The sequence below is a fragment of the Enterobacter sp. 940_PEND genome (assembly GCF_001059415.1).
Classification (GTDB): domain Bacteria; phylum Pseudomonadota; class Gammaproteobacteria; order Enterobacterales; family Enterobacteriaceae; genus Enterobacter; species Enterobacter cloacae_M.
In genome coordinates this window covers 37,722-53,993 of the sequence record NZ_JUMS01000116.1, presented here as the reverse complement: position 1 = coordinate 53,993, position 16,272 = coordinate 37,722, and the positions used below count along the sequence as shown (strand labels likewise).

The 16,272-nt window shown below is 56.4% G+C and carries 17 protein-coding genes; 6 read left to right on the top strand and 11 right to left on the bottom strand.

Annotation, left to right across the window (positions count from 1 at the left end):
• The first annotated feature begins 42 nt into the window (after window positions 1-42).
• The 4 genes from pfkA (at window position 43) to ADJ24_RS16370 (ending at window position 4,456) form a co-directional block, all read left to right on the top strand.
• Window positions 43-1,005, top strand: coding sequence for a 6-phosphofructokinase (pfkA, locus tag ADJ24_RS16385; RefSeq protein ID WP_023309696.1), 963 nt, complete (start codon window positions 43-45; stop codon window positions 1,003-1,005).
• A gap of 232 nt (window positions 1,006-1,237) precedes the next feature.
• The gene (locus ADJ24_RS16380) at window positions 1,238-2,227 is read left to right on the top strand and encodes a sulfate ABC transporter substrate-binding protein (RefSeq protein ID WP_023309695.1); all 990 of its coding nucleotides are present in this window, start codon (window positions 1,238-1,240) and stop codon (window positions 2,225-2,227) included.
• A 107-nt stretch (window positions 2,228-2,334) separates the two neighbouring features.
• Window positions 2,335-3,078 carry a CDP-diacylglycerol diphosphatase gene (locus tag ADJ24_RS16375; RefSeq protein ID WP_023309694.1) on the top strand — a complete coding sequence of 248 codons (744 nt, stop codon included), beginning with the start codon at window positions 2,335-2,337 and terminating at the stop codon, window positions 3,076-3,078.
• A 73-nt stretch (window positions 3,079-3,151) separates the two neighbouring features.
• Window positions 3,152-4,456 (top strand): SLC13 family permease, encoded by a 1,305-nt coding sequence (locus ADJ24_RS16370; RefSeq protein ID WP_023309693.1) that lies wholly within the window; start codon window positions 3,152-3,154, stop codon window positions 4,454-4,456.
• A 99-nt stretch (window positions 4,457-4,555) separates the two neighbouring features.
• Here the strand turns inward: ADJ24_RS16370 and tpiA are convergent, their stop codons facing one another.
• Together tpiA and ADJ24_RS16360 are read right to left on the bottom strand one after the other, a co-directional pair.
• Window positions 4,556-5,323, bottom strand: coding sequence for a triose-phosphate isomerase (gene tpiA / locus ADJ24_RS16365; RefSeq protein WP_014172206.1), 768 nt, complete (start codon window positions 5,321-5,323; stop codon window positions 4,556-4,558).
• A gap of 111 nt (window positions 5,324-5,434) precedes the next feature.
• Complete coding sequence (locus tag ADJ24_RS16360; protein WP_023309692.1) at window positions 5,435-6,031, bottom strand: DUF1454 family protein; 597 nt, start codon at window positions 6,029-6,031, stop codon at window positions 5,435-5,437.
• A 112-nt stretch (window positions 6,032-6,143) separates the two neighbouring features.
• On the opposite strand from ADJ24_RS16360, the gene ADJ24_RS16355 reads away from it, so the two are divergent.
• Window positions 6,144-6,563 (top strand): DUF805 domain-containing protein, encoded by a 420-nt coding sequence (locus ADJ24_RS16355; protein WP_023309691.1) that lies wholly within the window; start codon window positions 6,144-6,146, stop codon window positions 6,561-6,563.
• Here the strand turns inward: ADJ24_RS16355 and fpr are convergent, their stop codons facing one another.
• From fpr to ADJ24_RS16335, 4 genes are all read right to left on the bottom strand, one after another.
• Window positions 6,564-7,310: a ferredoxin--NADP(+) reductase gene (gene fpr, locus ADJ24_RS16350; RefSeq protein WP_023309690.1), complete on the bottom strand. Its 747-nt coding sequence runs from the start codon at window positions 7,308-7,310 to the stop codon at window positions 6,564-6,566. It lies immediately after the preceding gene.
• A gap of 96 nt (window positions 7,311-7,406) precedes the next feature.
• Entirely contained in the window at window positions 7,407-8,417 is a 1,011-nt protein-coding gene (glpX, locus tag ADJ24_RS16345) for a class II fructose-bisphosphatase (protein WP_023309689.1), read from the bottom strand.
• A gap of 154 nt (window positions 8,418-8,571) precedes the next feature.
• Window positions 8,572-10,080: a glycerol kinase GlpK gene (gene glpK, locus ADJ24_RS16340; protein ID WP_023309688.1), complete on the bottom strand. Its 1,509-nt coding sequence runs from the start codon at window positions 10,078-10,080 to the stop codon at window positions 8,572-8,574.
• A 21-nt stretch (window positions 10,081-10,101) separates the two neighbouring features.
• The gene (locus tag ADJ24_RS16335) at window positions 10,102-10,947 is read right to left on the bottom strand and encodes an MIP/aquaporin family protein (RefSeq protein ID WP_014885705.1); all 846 of its coding nucleotides are present in this window, start codon (window positions 10,945-10,947) and stop codon (window positions 10,102-10,104) included.
• Window positions 10,948-11,346: 399 nt separating this feature from the next.
• On the opposite strand from ADJ24_RS16335, the gene zapB reads away from it, so the two are divergent.
• Window positions 11,347-11,586 (top strand): septal ring assembly protein ZapB, encoded by a 240-nt coding sequence (zapB, locus tag ADJ24_RS16330; RefSeq protein ID WP_010436935.1) that lies wholly within the window; start codon window positions 11,347-11,349, stop codon window positions 11,584-11,586.
• 83 nt (window positions 11,587-11,669) lie between these two features.
• Here zapB and rraA read toward each other — a convergent pair whose 3' ends face one another.
• The 5 genes from rraA to ftsN all read right to left on the bottom strand — a co-directional run bounded on the left by rraA (window position 11,670) and on the right by ftsN (window position 16,210).
• Complete coding sequence (gene rraA, locus ADJ24_RS16325) at window positions 11,670-12,155, bottom strand: ribonuclease E activity regulator RraA (RefSeq protein WP_023309687.1); 486 nt, start codon at window positions 12,153-12,155, stop codon at window positions 11,670-11,672.
• A gap of 92 nt (window positions 12,156-12,247) precedes the next feature.
• Entirely contained in the window at window positions 12,248-13,168 is a 921-nt protein-coding gene (gene menA / locus ADJ24_RS16320) for a 1,4-dihydroxy-2-naphthoate polyprenyltransferase (protein WP_023309686.1), read from the bottom strand.
• 68 nt (window positions 13,169-13,236) lie between these two features.
• Entirely contained in the window at window positions 13,237-14,571 is a 1,335-nt protein-coding gene (hslU, locus tag ADJ24_RS16315; protein ID WP_023309685.1) for an HslU--HslV peptidase ATPase subunit, read from the bottom strand.
• Between the two features lie 9 nt (window positions 14,572-14,580).
• On the bottom strand, window positions 14,581-15,111 hold the full coding sequence (gene hslV, locus ADJ24_RS16310) for an ATP-dependent protease subunit HslV (protein ID WP_008501802.1): 531 nt from the start codon (window positions 15,109-15,111) through the stop codon (window positions 14,581-14,583).
• 94 nt (window positions 15,112-15,205) lie between these two features.
• On the bottom strand, window positions 15,206-16,210 hold the full coding sequence (gene ftsN, locus ADJ24_RS16305) for a cell division protein FtsN (protein WP_032667981.1): 1,005 nt from the start codon (window positions 16,208-16,210) through the stop codon (window positions 15,206-15,208).
• Window positions 16,211-16,272: the final 62 nt, after the last annotated feature.

The following is a 16,272-nucleotide window of genomic DNA, read 5'->3' as shown; positions in this document are numbered from 1 at the left end:
GCAACAGATTTCAATTTTGCATTCCTAAGTTCAGAGGTAGTCATGATTAAGAAAATCGGTGTGTTGACAAGCGGCGGTGATGCGCCGGGCATGAACGCGGCAATTCGTGGTGTTGTCCGTGCAGCGCTGACGGAAGGCCTGGAAGTTTTTGGCGTTTATGACGGTTATCTGGGCCTGTATGAAGATCGTATGGTTCAGCTCGACCGTTACAGCGTGTCTGACATGATCAACCGTGGCGGTACTTTCCTCGGTTCCGCGCGCTTCCCGGAATTCCGTGATGAACACGTTCGTGAAGTGGCTATCGAAAACATGAAGAAACGCGGCCTGGACGCCCTGGTGGTTATCGGTGGTGATGGCTCCTACATGGGTGCAAAACGTCTGACCGAAATGGGCTTCCCGTGCATCGGTCTGCCGGGCACCATCGACAACGACATCAAAGGTACTGACTACACTATCGGCTTCTTTACTGCGCTGGGTACCGTTGTTGAAGCGATTGACCGTCTGCGTGACACCTCTTCTTCTCACCAGCGTATCTCTATCGTTGAAGTGATGGGCCGTTACTGCGGTGACCTGACGCTGGCGGCAGCCATTGCGGGCGGTTGTGAATTTATCGTCGTGCCGGAAGTCGAATTTAGCCGTGAAGATCTGGTGGCTGAAATCAAAGCAGGCATCGCGAAAGGTAAAAAACACGCAATCGTGGCTATCACCGAGCACATCTGTGACGTTGACGAGCTGGCGAAGTACATCGAAGCCGAAACCAAACGCGAAACTCGCGCGACCGTACTGGGTCACATCCAGCGCGGCGGTTCCCCAGGCCCTTACGACCGTATTCTGGCGTCCCGTATGGGCGCGTACGCTATCGATCTGCTGCTGCAGGGCCACGGCGGCCGCTGCGTCGGTATTCAGAACGAAAAACTGGTTCACCACGACATCATCGACGCGATTGAAAACATGAAGCGTCCGTTCAAAGGTGACTGGCTGGACTGCGCGAAAAAACTGTACTGATCGGCTCTGTTGCCCGGTGGCGGCAAGGTAAATGCAAAACGGTAACCCTTGGGTTACCGTTTTTTTATGGTTGCTCCCTCTCCCGTGGGAGAGGGGTGGAGTGAGGGCATCAGGCCGCTCATCCACTTCTTTTATTCCACTACGTTATAGCCAATCTTTTTTTATTCTTTATTCCTCGATTCGCTTTCTGGCACGCTGCATTCATCAAAACACTACACAAGAGAGCTGGGCGATGAATAAATGGGGCGTGGGTTTAACATTATTGCTGGCATCGACCAGCGTTCTGGCTAAGGATATCCAGTTACTGAACGTGTCATACGACCCGACGCGTGAACTGTACGAGCAATACAACAAAGCGTTCGCGGCACACTGGAAGCAGGAAACCGGTGACAACGTGGTGGTTCGCCAGTCGCATGGCGGCTCCGGCAAGCAGGCGACGTCCGTGATAAACGGTATTGAAGCCGACGTGGTGACCCTGGCGCTGGCCTACGACGTCGACGCGATCGCCGAGCGTGGCCGTATCGACAAAAACTGGATCAAACGCCTGCCGGATAACTCTGCGCCATACACTTCGACCATCGTCTTCCTGGTGCGTAAAGGCAACCCGAAACAAATTAAAGACTGGAACGACCTGATCAAACCGGGCGTTTCTGTGATTACCCCGAACCCGAAAAGCTCCGGCGGCGCTCGCTGGAACTACCTCGGCGCGTGGGGATATGCACTGCATCACAACAATGGCGACCAGGCCAAAGCTCAGGAATTCGTGAAGGCGCTGTATAAAAACGTTGAGGTGCTGGACTCCGGCGCGCGTGGTGCCACCAACACCTTCGTTGAGCGCGGGATTGGCGACGTGCTGATTGCCTGGGAAAACGAAGCTCTGCTGGCGACCCACGAGCTGGGTAAAGACAAATTCGAGATCGTGACCCCGAGCGAATCGATTCTGGCTGAGCCGACCGTTTCCGTGGTCGATAAAGTGGTTGAGAAGAAAGATACCAAAGCGGTGGCGGAAGCCTACCTGAAGTATCTGTACTCGCCAGAAGGCCAGGAAATTGCGGCGAAAAACTTCTATCGTCCACGCGATGCGGCGGTCGCCAAGAAATACGAAGGGGAGTTCCCAAAACTGAAGCTATTCACTATTGACGATGTGTTCGGCGGCTGGACGAAAGCGCAGAAAGAGCACTTCTCCAATGGCGGTACCTTCGACCAAATTAGCCAGCGCTAACCATTAGCCTGTGACACGGTGACCCGGCGTGAGAAATCCGCCGGGTTTTTTATTTGGTCATCATTTTGCGTTACTCTTTTGCCTCTATTGAAAACAGGGAACGCGTTGTGAAAAAAATTATCTTATTGATCCTCATTGTCATCGCCCTTGCCGCTGGCGGCGTGTACTGGATGAAAGCGGGTAATCCGAATGCGTTGCGCCATATCGTTCTCGACCAGTGTGTGCCGAATCAGATCCAGAACCGTAACCCGGCACCCTGTGCGCAGGTGAAAACGGATGCAGGCTATGTGGTATTTAAAGATCGCAACGGGCCGCTGCAATACCTGCTGATGCCAACATATCGCATCAACGGTACCGAGAGCCCGCTGCTGACCGACGCTCATACGCCGAACTTTTTCTGGCTGGCGTGGCAGTCGCGCAGCTTTATGACCCTGAAGCGTGGATCCGAGGTGCCTGATAGCGCCATTTCGCTGACGATTAACTCGCCGACTGGCCGCACGCAGAACCATTTTCATATTCATATCTCCTGCCTGCGCCCGGACGTGCGCGAGAAGCTCAACGCGGCACAGGGAGAAATCAGCACCCAGTGGCTGCCTCTGCCCGGGGGACTGGAAGGACATGAGTATCTTGCTCGCCGCGTGACGGAGAATGAACTGGTCCAGCGCAGCCCGTTTATGATGCTGGCGGAAGAGCTGCCGGAAGCGCGCGACCATATGGGGCGTTTCGCGCTGGCGATGGCGCAGCAGTCGGATGGCTCTTTTGTTTTGCTGGCGACCGAGCGTAACCTGCTCACGCTTAACCGCGCGTCTGCGGAGGAATTGCAGGATCATCAATGCGCTATCCTGAAGTAACCCCACCATAAATCGCGTTTACTCGGGCTGCCTGTCACCGTAGACTTGCTGAAAAATTCTACAGGAGACAGGTATGTCGCTCTGGTTAACGTATCCTCTGCTGCTGCCCTCACTGATTGTTGGCGTCACCATCGTGCTGTGGGCGACGTCGCTATTGCCGGAATTTATCACCGCGCTGCTGTTCTTCACGGCGGCGATGACCGCCAGAATCGCTCCGCCGGAGGTCATCTTCGGCGGTTTTGCCTCGTCGGCTTTCTGGCTGGTATTCAGCGGCTTTGTGCTTGGCGTGGCGATCCGTAAAACCGGACTGGCGGACAGGGCCGCCCGGGCGCTGTCGGCAAAGCTCACCGACTCCTGGGTGTTGATGGTGGCGAGCGTGGTGCTGCTGAGCTACGCGCTGGCGTTTGTGATGCCGTCGAACATGGGACGTATTGCGCTGCTGATGCCGATTGTCGCGGCGATGGCAAAACGCGCCGGTATCGCCGACGGCTCCCGCGCCTGGTTCGGGCTGGCGCTGGCGGTGGGGTTCGGGACTTTCCAGCTTTCGGCGACGATCCTGCCTGCTAACGTCCCTAACCTGGTGATGAGCGGTGCGGCCGAAGGCTCGTACGGCATCCATCTGAACTATGTCCCGTATCTGCTGCTGCACACGCCGGTGCTCGGTATTCTCAAAGGCCTGATCCTGATTGGCCTCATCTGCTGGCTATTTCCCGGCAGCCCAAAACCGCCGAAGGAACAGGCGCCGTCTGAGCCGATGGGGCGGGATGAAAAGCGTCTTGCCTGGCTCCTGGCGGTGGTGCTGGGGATGTGGGTCACGGAGAGCTGGCACGGCGTTGGGCCGGCGTGGACGGGGCTGGCGGCGTCGATCATCGTCATGCTGCCGCGCATTGGTTTCATTACCGGGGAAGAGTTTTCTGCCGGGGTGAACATGCGCACCTGTATTTACGTCGCGGGGATTCTTGGGCTTGCGATCGTCGTGACGCAAACCGGTATCGGAACGGCAATGGGCGAGGCGTTGCTTCGCATTATGCCGCTGGATGCAGACAGACCGTTCACCAGCTTCCTGGCGCTGACCGGTATTACCACGGCGCTCAACTTCATTATGACCGCCAACGGCGTGCCGGCGCTTTACACCACGCTGGCGCAGAGCTTCTCGGACGCGACCGGTTTCCCGCTGCTGTCGGTGATCATGATTCAGGTGCTGGGCTATTCCACGCCGCTGCTGCCGTATCAGGCGTCGCCGATCGTGGTGGCGATGGGGCTAGGAAAGGTGCCTGCCAGGGCGGGGATGGTGCTTTGTCTGGCGCTGGCTATCGCAACGTATCTGGTGCTGCTGCCGCTGGATTATCTGTGGTTTAGTTTGCTGGGGAAAGTGTAGTTCGGTGCGAGCGGTTTCACCTCACCCCAACCCTCTCCCAAAGGGAGAGGGAGGAGAAGAGCGGCGGGCAAGCGCAAGCGCCACCCGCCACAAAGGCAATTACGCCTGTTTAGCCGCTTCTGCTGCCTTAACGATCACCGCGAAAGCGTCAGCTTTCAGGGATGCACCGCCAACCAGCGCGCCATCGATGTCTGGCTGGGTGAACAGCTCAGCAGCGTTGGAGGCGTTTACGGAACCGCCGTACTGAATAATCACTTGCTCAGCGACCTTCGCGTCGGCTTTAGCAATGTGGTCACGAATGAATTTGTGAACCGCCTGAGCCTGCGCAGGGGTTGCAGATTTGCCGGTACCGATCGCCCAGACTGGCTCGTAAGCGATTACCGCGCCTTCGAACGCTGCCGCGCCCTGGGTTTTCAGCACTGCGTCGATCTGACGTGCACATACTTCTTCGGTTTTGCCCGCTTCGTTTTCCGCTTCGGTTTCACCGATGCACAGAACCGGGATCAGACCCTGCTCTTTCAGCACGGCGAATTTCTTCGCGATGAACTCATCGGATTCTTTGTGATAGGTGCGACGCTCGGAGTGGCCGATGATGATGTATTTTGCGCCGATATCTTTCAGCATTTCAGCGGAGGTTTCACCGGTGAACGCGCCAGACAGGTTAACGTCAACGTTCTGCGCGCCCAGAATGATGTGGCTGCCGTCAGCGGCGTGTTTAGCCAGATCCAGGTACATATCCGGCGGAGCGATAGCAACCGCGCAGCCCGTCACGCCAGCCAGCTCTTTACGCAGGTTCGCAACCAGCTCGTTTACCATGTGGCGGCTGCCGTTCAGTTTCCAGTTACCCATCACTAAAGGATGTCGCATTTCAATTCTCCACGCTAAATAAGCGAATTAAGGAATATGGCCACCCTGTCGGGCAGCATGGTCTGTGAATCAGTATAGAGATTTTCCCTCGAAAGGCTTTGCTTTTTGTCATTAATTCGCCCCGCCGAGGGTGTCAGATAGTGCCAGCTTAATCGGTTCAACAGCGAAGGTCAGTCCTTTTTCACCGTTGTCCGCCACAACATAGCGGATCGCGCCTTCGGTATCAGCGTAGTAACGCTTGTTTTTCCCGGCGGTAAGGAGTTTTTGCAGCTTTTGCTGACTTTGTTTTTTCGTCAGCGCAGGGGTAAAGGCCTGCAGTACCGCGCTCATGTACTCCAGCGCTTTCGCCTTAGCGGCTTTCTGCTCTGGCCCCTGTATCGGCAGCCAGGTGATTTGCATACTTTTGATTTTTAACGTACCGCGCTCCAGCGCCGTGGAAGCATACAAATTCTCATTTATCTTGCTTGCCGCACGGGTCAGTGTAGGGGTATCGCGGGAGCCATCAATGGCACGAAACTCATCCAGCGGCAGCGTTGGATTGGTCTGATTGAAGGTTTCACGAAACTGGCTGATGGACTGATCGAAGGACGGTGCGCCCGCCAGCAGATAGGGTGCTGTGGTCGGGGCAGTGGTTTCGGCGGCGTGCAGGGGATAACCCGCGCTGAGCAGCGCTAAACACAGGAAAAGAGAACGTGCCGAACTTTTCATCAACATTGCCCCTGGCCGTAAGTGCTCATGATTAAAACGATATCTGGTCGGCTTGTCAAAAGGTCACAACTCCAGGATAAAATGCGCACTATACGATAATAAGGAACCTTACATGACCATACAGCAGTGGCTGTTTTCATTCAAAGGGCGTATTGGACGCCGTGATTTCTGGATCTGGATGGTGACGTGGGTTGTCGCCATGCTGCTTCTGTTTTTCGTTGCTTACAACGCCTGGCTGAGCACGCAAACGGCGGCCTTCGCGCTGGTCTGTCTGCTATGGCCAACGGCGGCGGTTGTCGTAAAACGGCTGCACGATCGCGGACGTTCCGGCGCGTGGGCATTTCTGATTATTCTGGCGTGGATGCTGGTGGCGGGAAACTGGGCGATGCTTCCGTCCATCCTGCCGTGGGTCGTAGGCAGGCTGCTGCCGTCGGTCATCTTCGTGATGATGATTGTCGATCTGGGCGCGTTTATTGGCACCCAGAGCGAAAACAAATACGGTAAAGACACCCTTGAGGTGAAATACCGCTGATCACCAGTAGTGTTCGGCGGTCATATGGCCCGGTCGGCGGCGAAGATGTTTCGTCATCTGCCGGGTATCCTTCAGAAGCTGCTGCGTGTCCCGCACCATCTGCGGGTTGCCGCACAGCATGACGTGGCTGGTTTCAGCGTTCAGCGGCAAACCCACCGCGTCTTCCAGGGCTCCACTCTCAATTAACGCCGGCACGCGGCCGGTAAGCGCTCCTGCTACGGTTTCGCGGCTGACCACCGTCTGAATCTTTAACTTCCCGCCGTACTGCTGTTCAAGCGCCTGCATCTGCGGCAAATAGCTCAGGTCTGCGGCGTAGCGCGCAGCGTGCACCAGCACGATGTTTTTAAAGCGCTCCAGATCTTTGCCGTACTGCAAAATAGAGAGATAAGGGCCGATGGCCGTACCGGTTGCCAGCATCCAGAGCGTGTCGCAGTCAGGGATCTCTTCGAGCACAAAGAAGCCTGCCGCTTCACTCACAATTTGCACGTCGTCGCCGGGCTCAAGGGCGGCAAGGCGCGGGCTGAGCTTACCGTCAGGAACGGTGACCAGATAGAACTCGAGATCCGGGTTATCAGGCGCGTTAACGTAAGAATAGGCGCGCTGCACGCGCTCGCCGTCGACGTCCAGCCCCAGCTTCGCAAATTGCCCGGCCTTAAACGGGTGAACGGGAGCATGTACGGTGAGACTAAATAGCGCATCGGTCCAGAACTGTACCTTTGTGACTTTACCTGTTACCCAGTCCGCCATGATCTTCTCCTGTGCTGTTTCTCTGTTCTATCTTCCGTACTTGTGGTGATAATTTCCAGCCCGTCAGGGCCGGAAAGCTCTATCGATCAAACGGTTTTACAGAATGTGCGTCTGCACGTCCGGGTCTTTGCGGTCGAGATAGTGGATTGACTGGATGCGGCGAATGGTGCGTGATTTACCGCGAATCAGCAGCGTTTCAGTGGTGGCCATATTACCCTTGCGGGTGATGCCGTCCAGCAGATCGCCTTTGGTGATGCCGGTCGCCGAGAAGACAACGTTATCGCTACGCGCCATTTCGTCCAGAGGCAGCACTTTATTGGCCTCGATGCCCATCGCTTCGCAGCGCGCCAGCTCGTTTTCCCCGATACGGCGGTTCTCTTCGCTGTCGCCTTTCACCTCATGACGGGGCAGAAGACGGGCCTGCATATCGCCATCCAGCGCGCGGATCACCGCCGCAGAGACCACACCTTCCGGCGCGCCGCCGATGCCGTACAGCACGTCGACTTCGCTGTCCGGCATGCAGGTCAGGATCGAGGCGGCAACGTCACCGTCAGGGATAGCAAACACGCGCACGCCGAGCTTTTGCATCTGCGTGATGGTGGCGTCGTGGCGCGGTTTCGCCAGAATCGTCACGGTAAGTTCGCTAAGGGGTTTGCCCAGGGCTTTGGCGATGTTTTGCAGGTTCTCTTCCAGCGGCAGGCTAAGGTCGATTGCGCCCTTCGCGCCTGGACCGACAATCAGCTTTTCCATATACATGTCCGGCGCGTTGAGGAAGCAGCCCTTATCGCCTACGGCCAGCACCGCTAACGCATTGGCCTGACCCATCGCCGTCATGCGGGTGCCTTCGATCGGGTCGACGGCGATATCCACGGCATCGCCTTTGCCGGTACCGACTTTTTCACCGATGTAGAGCATCGGCGCTTCGTCGATCTCGCCTTCGCCGATCACGATGGTGCCGTCAATGTTGACCTGGTTAAGTACTATGCGCATGGCATGGACGGCAGCGCCGTCTGCGGTATTTTTGTCGCCACGGCCCAGCCATTTATAGCCTGCAAGGGCTGCTGCTTCGGTGACGCGGGAAAACTCGATAGCAAGTTCACGTTTCATGAGGTACTCGTGCAATCAAAAGGAATTGCACGAAGTTTATCACAGAGTGGGTAAGGTGCGGTCTGTACTCCCCTCACCCTAACCCTCTCCCCAAAGGGGCGAGGGGACCTAAAACACCCTCTCCCCTTTGGGGAGAGGGCCGGGGTGAGGGGGATTACTCTTCGTGCTCTTCCCACGCCAGGGCGCGTTTCACCGCTTTTTTCCAGCCGCTGTAGCGGAAGTTACGCTCGGTGGTTTCGATGCCCGGACGGAATTCGCGTTCGATAACCGCTTTTTCCTGCAGCTCGTCCAGGTTCTGCCAGAAGCCTACCGCCAGACCGGCAAGGTACGCCGCGCCCAGCGCCGTGACTTCACGCACTTCAGGGCGCTCAACGCGGGTGCCGAGAATGTCGGACTGGAACTGCATCAGGAAGTTATTCGCTACCGCACCGCCGTCCACGCGCAGGGCGTGCAGACGAATGCCGGAGTCAGCCTGCATCGCTTCCAGCACGTCGCGCGTCTGGTAGGCGATGGATTCCAGGGTGGCGCGAATAATGTGGTTAGAGTTCACACCGCGCGTCAGCCCGAAAATTGCGCCGCGTGCATACGGATCCCAGTACGGTGCGCCCAGACCGGTGAACGCAGGCACCACGTACACGCCGTTGGTGTCTTTCACTTTGGTCGCGAAGTACTCGGAGTCGAACGCATCGCTGATCAGCTTCATTTCGTCGCGCAGCCACTGAATGGATGCACCAGCCATGAACACCGCACCTTCCAGCGCATAGTTCACTTCGCCGCGCGGACCGCAGGCGATGGTGGTCAGCAGGCCGTTTTCTGATTTCACCGCCTTCTCGCCGGTGTTCATCAGCATAAAGCAGCCGGTGCCGTAGGTGTTCTTCGCCATCCCTTCCTTGACGCACAGCTGGCCGAACAGCGCCGCCTGCTGGTCACCGGCGATACCGGCGATAGGAATACGGGTGCCGCCTTTACCGCCGATGTTGGTCTGACCGTACACTTCTGAAGACTTACGCACTTCAGGCAGCATCGCGCGCGGAATGTCCAGCGCGTCCAGCATCTTGTCATCCCACTCCAGGGTATTGATGTTGAACAGCATGGTACGCGAGGCGTTGGTGTAGTCGGTGACGTGAACGCGTCCCTGGGTCATCTTCCAGATAAGCCAGGTATCGACGGTACCGAACAGCAGCTCGCCGCGTTTAGCACGCTCGCGTGAACCTTCTACGTGGTCGAGGATCCATTTCACTTTGGTGCCGGAGAAATACGGGTCAACCACCAGACCGGTGGCGCTGCGCACGTACTCTTCCATACCGTCGCGCTTCAGCTGTTCGCAGATCTCGGATGTACGGCGGCACTGCCAGACGATAGCGTTGTAAATGGGCTTACCGGTTTCACGTTCCCAGACAATCGTCGTTTCACGCTGGTTGGTAATACCAATCGCGGCAATCTCGTCGGAACTGATATCGGCTTTCGCCAGCACTTCGACCAGCGTGGAGCTTTGTGACGCCCAAATCTCCATCGGGTCGTGTTCTACCCAGCCTGGACGAGGATAAATTTGCTCAAATTCGCGCTGTGACACGCTGACGATGTTCGCGTCATGATCCATTACGACAGCGCGGGAGCTGGTAGTGCCCTGGTCGAGCGCAACGATATATTTTTTTTCGGTCATGGTATGTGTCCCGTAGTCAGATTACAGCGAAGCTTTTTGTTGTGCGGTAGAAGTCGTTTCCTTCTCCTCTTCCACACAGGTGTCGCACGGTAAGTGGCGACCAATTAATTTGCGGTAGCTAAACGCACCCAGCGCAGCCCCGACAACCGGCGCAAACAGCGGTACCAGGAAGTAAGGAATGTCTTTGCCACCGGTGAAAGCGACGTCGCCCCAGCCGGCGATAAAGGCGAAGGCTTTTGGTCCGATATCACGTGCCGGGTTCATCGCGAAGCCGGTCAGCGGGCCCATGGATGCGCCAATCACCGCAATCAGCAAACCAATCAGCAGGGGTGCCAGCGGGCCGCGCGGAATGCCGTTTCCGTCGTCGGTCAGCGCCAGGATAACGCCCATCAGAATAGCGGTAATCACCATTTCAACTGCGAACGCCTGCACAAAATTGATATGCGGGTTAGGGTAGGTTGAGAAGATGCCTGCCAGATCCAGACTTTCGACGCTGCCGCGCACCATATGATGCGTCTGTTCGAAGTCGATGAAAAGATTGTAATAAAGCCCGTAAACTAACGCCGCTGCGCAAAACGCGCCGGCAAACTGAGAAAGAATGAAAGGAACAACTTTGCGTCCGTCAAAGCACGCGAACAGCCACAGTGCGATTGTCACCGCCGGGTTAAGATGTGCACCAGAAACCCCTGCAGTCAGGTAGATGGCCATCGCCACGCCCAGACCCCAGATGATACTGATTTCCCACTGACCAAAACTGGCACCCGCCACTTTCAGTGCAGCAACACAGCCCACTCCGAAGAATATCAACAACCCGGTACCAAGGAACTCGGCAATGCACTGGCCTTTTAAGGTTGATGTCTGACTCATAATCGGAATCCTGAAGAAATTGATGTTTATTGTTAGCATGGCCGCCCGTGACAGCCACGATGCCCTGTAGACATAGTGTTAATTTATCGTTAACGAGCAAAAACGAGAAATATCGAAATCAAAATGTGTGGTCTGTGTCAATAAAATGAGCGTTTTCGCGCCATAAAGCACATTTTAGCATCAGTACAGGAATGTGAGCTGAATCATTTCATTAACGAATCAGTTAACAATTTAGGGGTATATGACGCGAACACACCAGGACCAGACCTAAAAGTGTTGCAAACCGCGATCTGCGCGGTGTGTCGCTGGACACAGAGCGCCGCGCTCCATACAATCGACGGTATATGTCGTGCGCGTTTATGTTAAAGCGTCGCCTTGCAATTCAGGAGAGGTAGCATCATGTCTTTAGAAGTGTTTGAGAAACTGGAATCGAAAGTACAGCAGGCGATTGACACCATCACCCTGCTGCAGATGGAAATTGAAGAGCTGAAAGAAAAGAACAACAGCCTGGCGCAGGAAGTTCAGAACGCTCAGCACGGCCGCGAAGAGCTGGAGCGCGAAAACAACCAGCTGCGCGAACAGCAGAACGGCTGGCAGGATCGCCTGCAGGCGCTGCTGGGACGTATGGAAGAAGTCTAATTTCTCTCGGGAAATACAGATGAAATAAGCCGGGTAAGGCGTCGCCGCCACCCGGCTTTTTTATGGTTCTCGCTGACTTTTTACTACTCGATATCCAGCGGATCTTCGGAAAGGATAATGCCGGTATTATCGGCGTAGAGATGATCCCCGGAGAAGAAGGTCACGCCGCCGAAATTGACGCGCACGTCGCTTTCGCCGATGCCGTCACCTGCCGCCCCTACCGGTATGGCCGCGATGGCCTGAATCCCGATATCCAGGTCTTCCAGATCGTCCACCTGACGTACGGAACCGTACACCACAAGGCCTTCCCACTCATTCTGAACGGCAATGCCGGCCAGCTCAGCATCTATTAATGCACGGCGCACGGAACCGCCGCCGTCGACCACAAGAACGCGGCCGCGGCCATTCTGTTCGAGCAGATCGTACAGCAACCCGTTGTCCTCGAAACATTTCACCGTGACGATTTGACCGCCAAACGACGACCTCCCACCAAAGTTGGAGAACAGCGGTTCAACGACGTTGACATCTTCCTGGTAGATGTCACAAAGCTCGGAGGTATCGTATTTCATAGGTTTAACGCTCAGTTGCTGCGAATGTGTTCAGTATATCGTGCGAAATGCGTTGTTGGCAAAATCATCAATTGTTAATTGATATTTGTCAGCTAACGCAGCGTCTGGCTTAAAACAATCCCGATGACGAACAACAGGTTAGTCAGCAACGCGCCTTTTACCGTACGTTCCAGCATTGGCGGCATGGCGGACGGGCTGAGTTCACGCATCACAAAGCGGGCCTGCTTAATCAGCAGCGGCGCGGCAAGCACAAACAGCCAGCCCCACAAGCTCTGCAAGGAAATCAGGTTAAACAGCGCCAGGCAAACCAGCGCGCCAATGAGCAGACAGGCGTGATAGCGGCGCGCATTGACCGGCCCCAGACGAACCGCCAGGGTATTTTTGCCGTTCTCGCGATCGCTGTCGATGTCGCGCAGGTTGTTGATGTTGAGCACCGCCGTCGCCAGCAGGCCGCAGGCGGTCGCGGGCAGGAACAGGGCAGGGATCACCGTATGCGCCTGCAGGTACCAGCTTCCCATCACGCTCAGCCAGCCGAAGAACACCAGTACGGAGATATCCCCGAGCCCAATATAACCGTAAGGACGCGTGCCGACGGTGTAGGTGATGGCCGCGATAATGGCCAGTAAGCCCAGCACCAGGAAGCCAATGAAATCGCTGGTGGTCTTAGACGCCACCGTCACCAGCGCCAGGCCGGATACGCAGATCAGCGCTACGGTGATAATCAGCGCGCGTTTCATCTGCGCCTGGGTAATCACCCCTTTCTGCATTCCGCGCAGTGGCCCTATGCGGTCCGGCTTGTCGCTGCCTTTTACCGCGTCGCCGTAGTCGTTGGCGAGATTGGAGAGAATTTGCAGCAGGCCGGCGGTAATCAGTGCCAGCGCGGCGACCAGCGGATCAAAATAACCCTGCCACCAGGCAAGGGCGGTGCCGACGATAATTGCGGCAAAGGCCAGAGGAAGCGTTTTAGGGCGCAGACTTTCGAGCCACGCCTGAGTACGGCTGATGTCAGTCATAAGTATTTAGCCAATAAAAATGGGGGCATTAGCCCCCATTAAACGTGATGAGAATCCAGTAACCGCGATTATAGGATAAAACGGCTCAGATCTTCATCTGCCACTAACGCATCCAGATGTTTACTCACATATTCTGCGTCAATGGTAACGGTTTGACCGTTAAGGTCGCTCGCGTCGTAAGAGATATCTTCAACCAGGCGTTCCAGCACGGTATGCAGGCGACGCGCACCGATGTTCTCGGTGGTTTCGTTGACCTGCCATGCGGCCTGGGCAATACGCTTGATACCGTCTTCGGTGAACTCGAGGTTCACGCCTTCGGTCGCCATCAGCGCTTTGTACTGTACGGTAGCAGAGGCGTTTGGCTCGGTCAGGATACGTTCGAAATCTTCGGTGGTCAGCGCCTGCAGCTCAACGCGGATAGGCAGACGGCCCTGCAGTTCCGGGATCAGATCCGACGGGCTGGCAACCTGGAACGCACCGGAAGCGATAAACAGGATGTGGTCCGTTTTCACCATGCCGTGCTTGGTGGAGACGGTGCAGCCTTCAACCAGCGGCAGCAGGTCGCGCTGAACGCCTTCGCGGGACACGTCCGGGCCGGAGCTGTTGCCGCCGCGCTTACAAATTTTGTCGATTTCGTCGATAAACACGATACCGTGCTGCTCAACCGCGTCGATAGCGTCCTGCTTCAGCTCTTCCGGGTTCACCAGCTTCGCCGCTTCTTCTTCAATCAGCAGCTTCATCGCGTCTTTAATTTTCAGCTTACGCGCTTTCTGCTTCTGGCCGCCCAGGTTCTGGAACATGGACTGCAGCTGGCTGGTCATCTCTTCCATGCCCGGAGGTGCCATGATTTCCACACCCATTGGCGCGGCAGCGAGATCGATCTCAATCTCTTTGTCGTCCAGCTGGCCTTCACGCAGTTTTTTGCGGAACGCCTGGCGCGCAGCGGACGGTTCCGCCTGCTGCTCTGCCTGGCCCCAGTTGTTTTTTGCCGGTGGGATCAGCACGTCGAGAATGCGCTCCTCGGCCATCTCTTCCGCGCGATAGCGGTTTTTCTCGATCGCCTGGACGCGCACCATCTTGATCGCCGAATCGGTCAGATCGCGGATGATGGAGTCCACTTCTTTACCCACATAGCCCACTTCGGTGAACTTGGTGGCTTCAACTTTGATGAACGGCGCGTTCGCCAGCTTCGCCAGACGACGGGCGATTTCGGTTTTACCGACGCCGGTCGGGCCGATCATCAGGATGTTTTTTGGCGTCACTTCGTGGCGCAGCTCTTCGTCAAGCTGCATCCGACGCCAGCGGTTACGCAGAGCAATAGCCACGGAACGCTTGGCGTTATCCTGGCCGATAATGTGTTTGTTCAGTTCGCTGACAATTTCGCGTGGGGTCATTTCAGACATGGGAGATCCTTACGCTTTGGAGGTCAATTCTTCGATGGTGTGGTTGTGGTTGGTATAAATGCAGATATCGCCTGCAATATCCAACGCCTTCACCGCGATATCACGCGCGTTCATGTCGGTATTCTCCAACAGCGCGCGGGCTGCAGCCTGGGCATAAGGGCCGCCAGAGCCGATGGCAATTAGGTCATTTTCCGGCTGAATGACGTCACCGTTACCGGTGATGATCAGCGAGGCGGTTTCATCGGCCACGGCCAGCAGCGCTTCGAGCTTGCGCAGCATGCGGTCGGTACGCCAGTCTTTCGCCAGCTCAACGGCAGCTTTCACCAGATGACCCTGGTGCATTTCCAGTTTGCGTTCAAACAGTTCAAACAGCGTGAAGGCGTCCGCCGTGCCGCCAGCAAAACCGGCGATCACTTTGTCGTTGTAGAGACGGCGCACTTTCTTCACGTTGCCTTTCATGACGGTATTACCCAGCGTGGCCTGGCCATCACCGGCGATTACCACATGGCCGTTACGGCGTACACTTACTATTGTTGTCACGAGCAGACCCCCTGGTTACAGAATCGGGAAACAGAAGCCCTGAGCCTGTGCTCAGGGCTGAATTAAATGATAGATGGGGGGGATTTTGGGGGTTTCAACCCCCGGAAGCGAGTCGAATGCAGTTTGTGTGGCCGGCGATTTTCAGACGCGAAATGGTGCCATCGGCGTTTTCTTTGCCTTTGACCGGCCCAATCACCACGCGATTCCAGCCGTTATTGGTGGTAATACGCGAATCAAACCCTTCAAAGGCCAGTTGCGCGCGCACCGTTTCCGCCTGCTCTGCGCCTTTGAACGAACCGCACTGCACCATCCAGCGGCGCTCGTCTTTTTTCTCTGCCGTCTGCTTCGGCGCTTCGGTCTCTTTGGTCACCGGCGCTGCCTGCTGCGTTTTCGGCTGCTGCGCGGTGGTATGCGCTGGCGTCTGGAGCAGATCCTGATACGGCTGAGCCGTCTGTTTCTGCGGCTGCGTTTTCGGCTGCTGCTGGACTGGCTGAGACTGCGCCGTACGCGTCGGCTGCTGGTATGGCTGTTCCGTTACCCGCGGCTGTGCTTTCGGCTGCTGCACCGGCTGGGTTTGCGCCCACTGCTGCTGCTGTTGTTGTTGCTGCTGCTGAATCTGCTGTTGCGCCTGACGTCGCTGCAGCGTTTGCTGGCGCTGTGCCGGCGTCTGCTCATTCCACGGTACTTCGTTCAACTGCGTAGGCTGCTGGCGCATATCGGCCTGCATTTGGGCCAGCAGCTGACGCTGTTCATCCGTCAGCTGATTCGCATTCTGCACTTCACCACCCGCAGAAGGTTCGGTTGGCGCACGCACCCCGGGCTGACGGCTTTCCAGCTCTTTGATATAGCGCCAGCGTTCTTCAGGCTTCGGAGGAAGGCCGTTTCCGGCAACTTTACTGGCCTGAAGCGCCTCAGACTCTTCTTTTTTATGGTGCGTGATGAAGTACAGGCCACCAATAAAGGCGACGACTACAGCCGCAGCAATAGCGACCATTGCTGGCGAGACAGCAGGCAGGTTACGTTGCTTTTTCCTTGAGCTACTCTTTTTGCGTCGCGAAGGTGCCGGCTGGCCGCGACGTACATAATCTCGTTGTGCCACTATCGTTTCGCTGTATTTATTCGTTCGTCAGTCCGCCATGTTACTTAAGCGGCGGGGCTTTG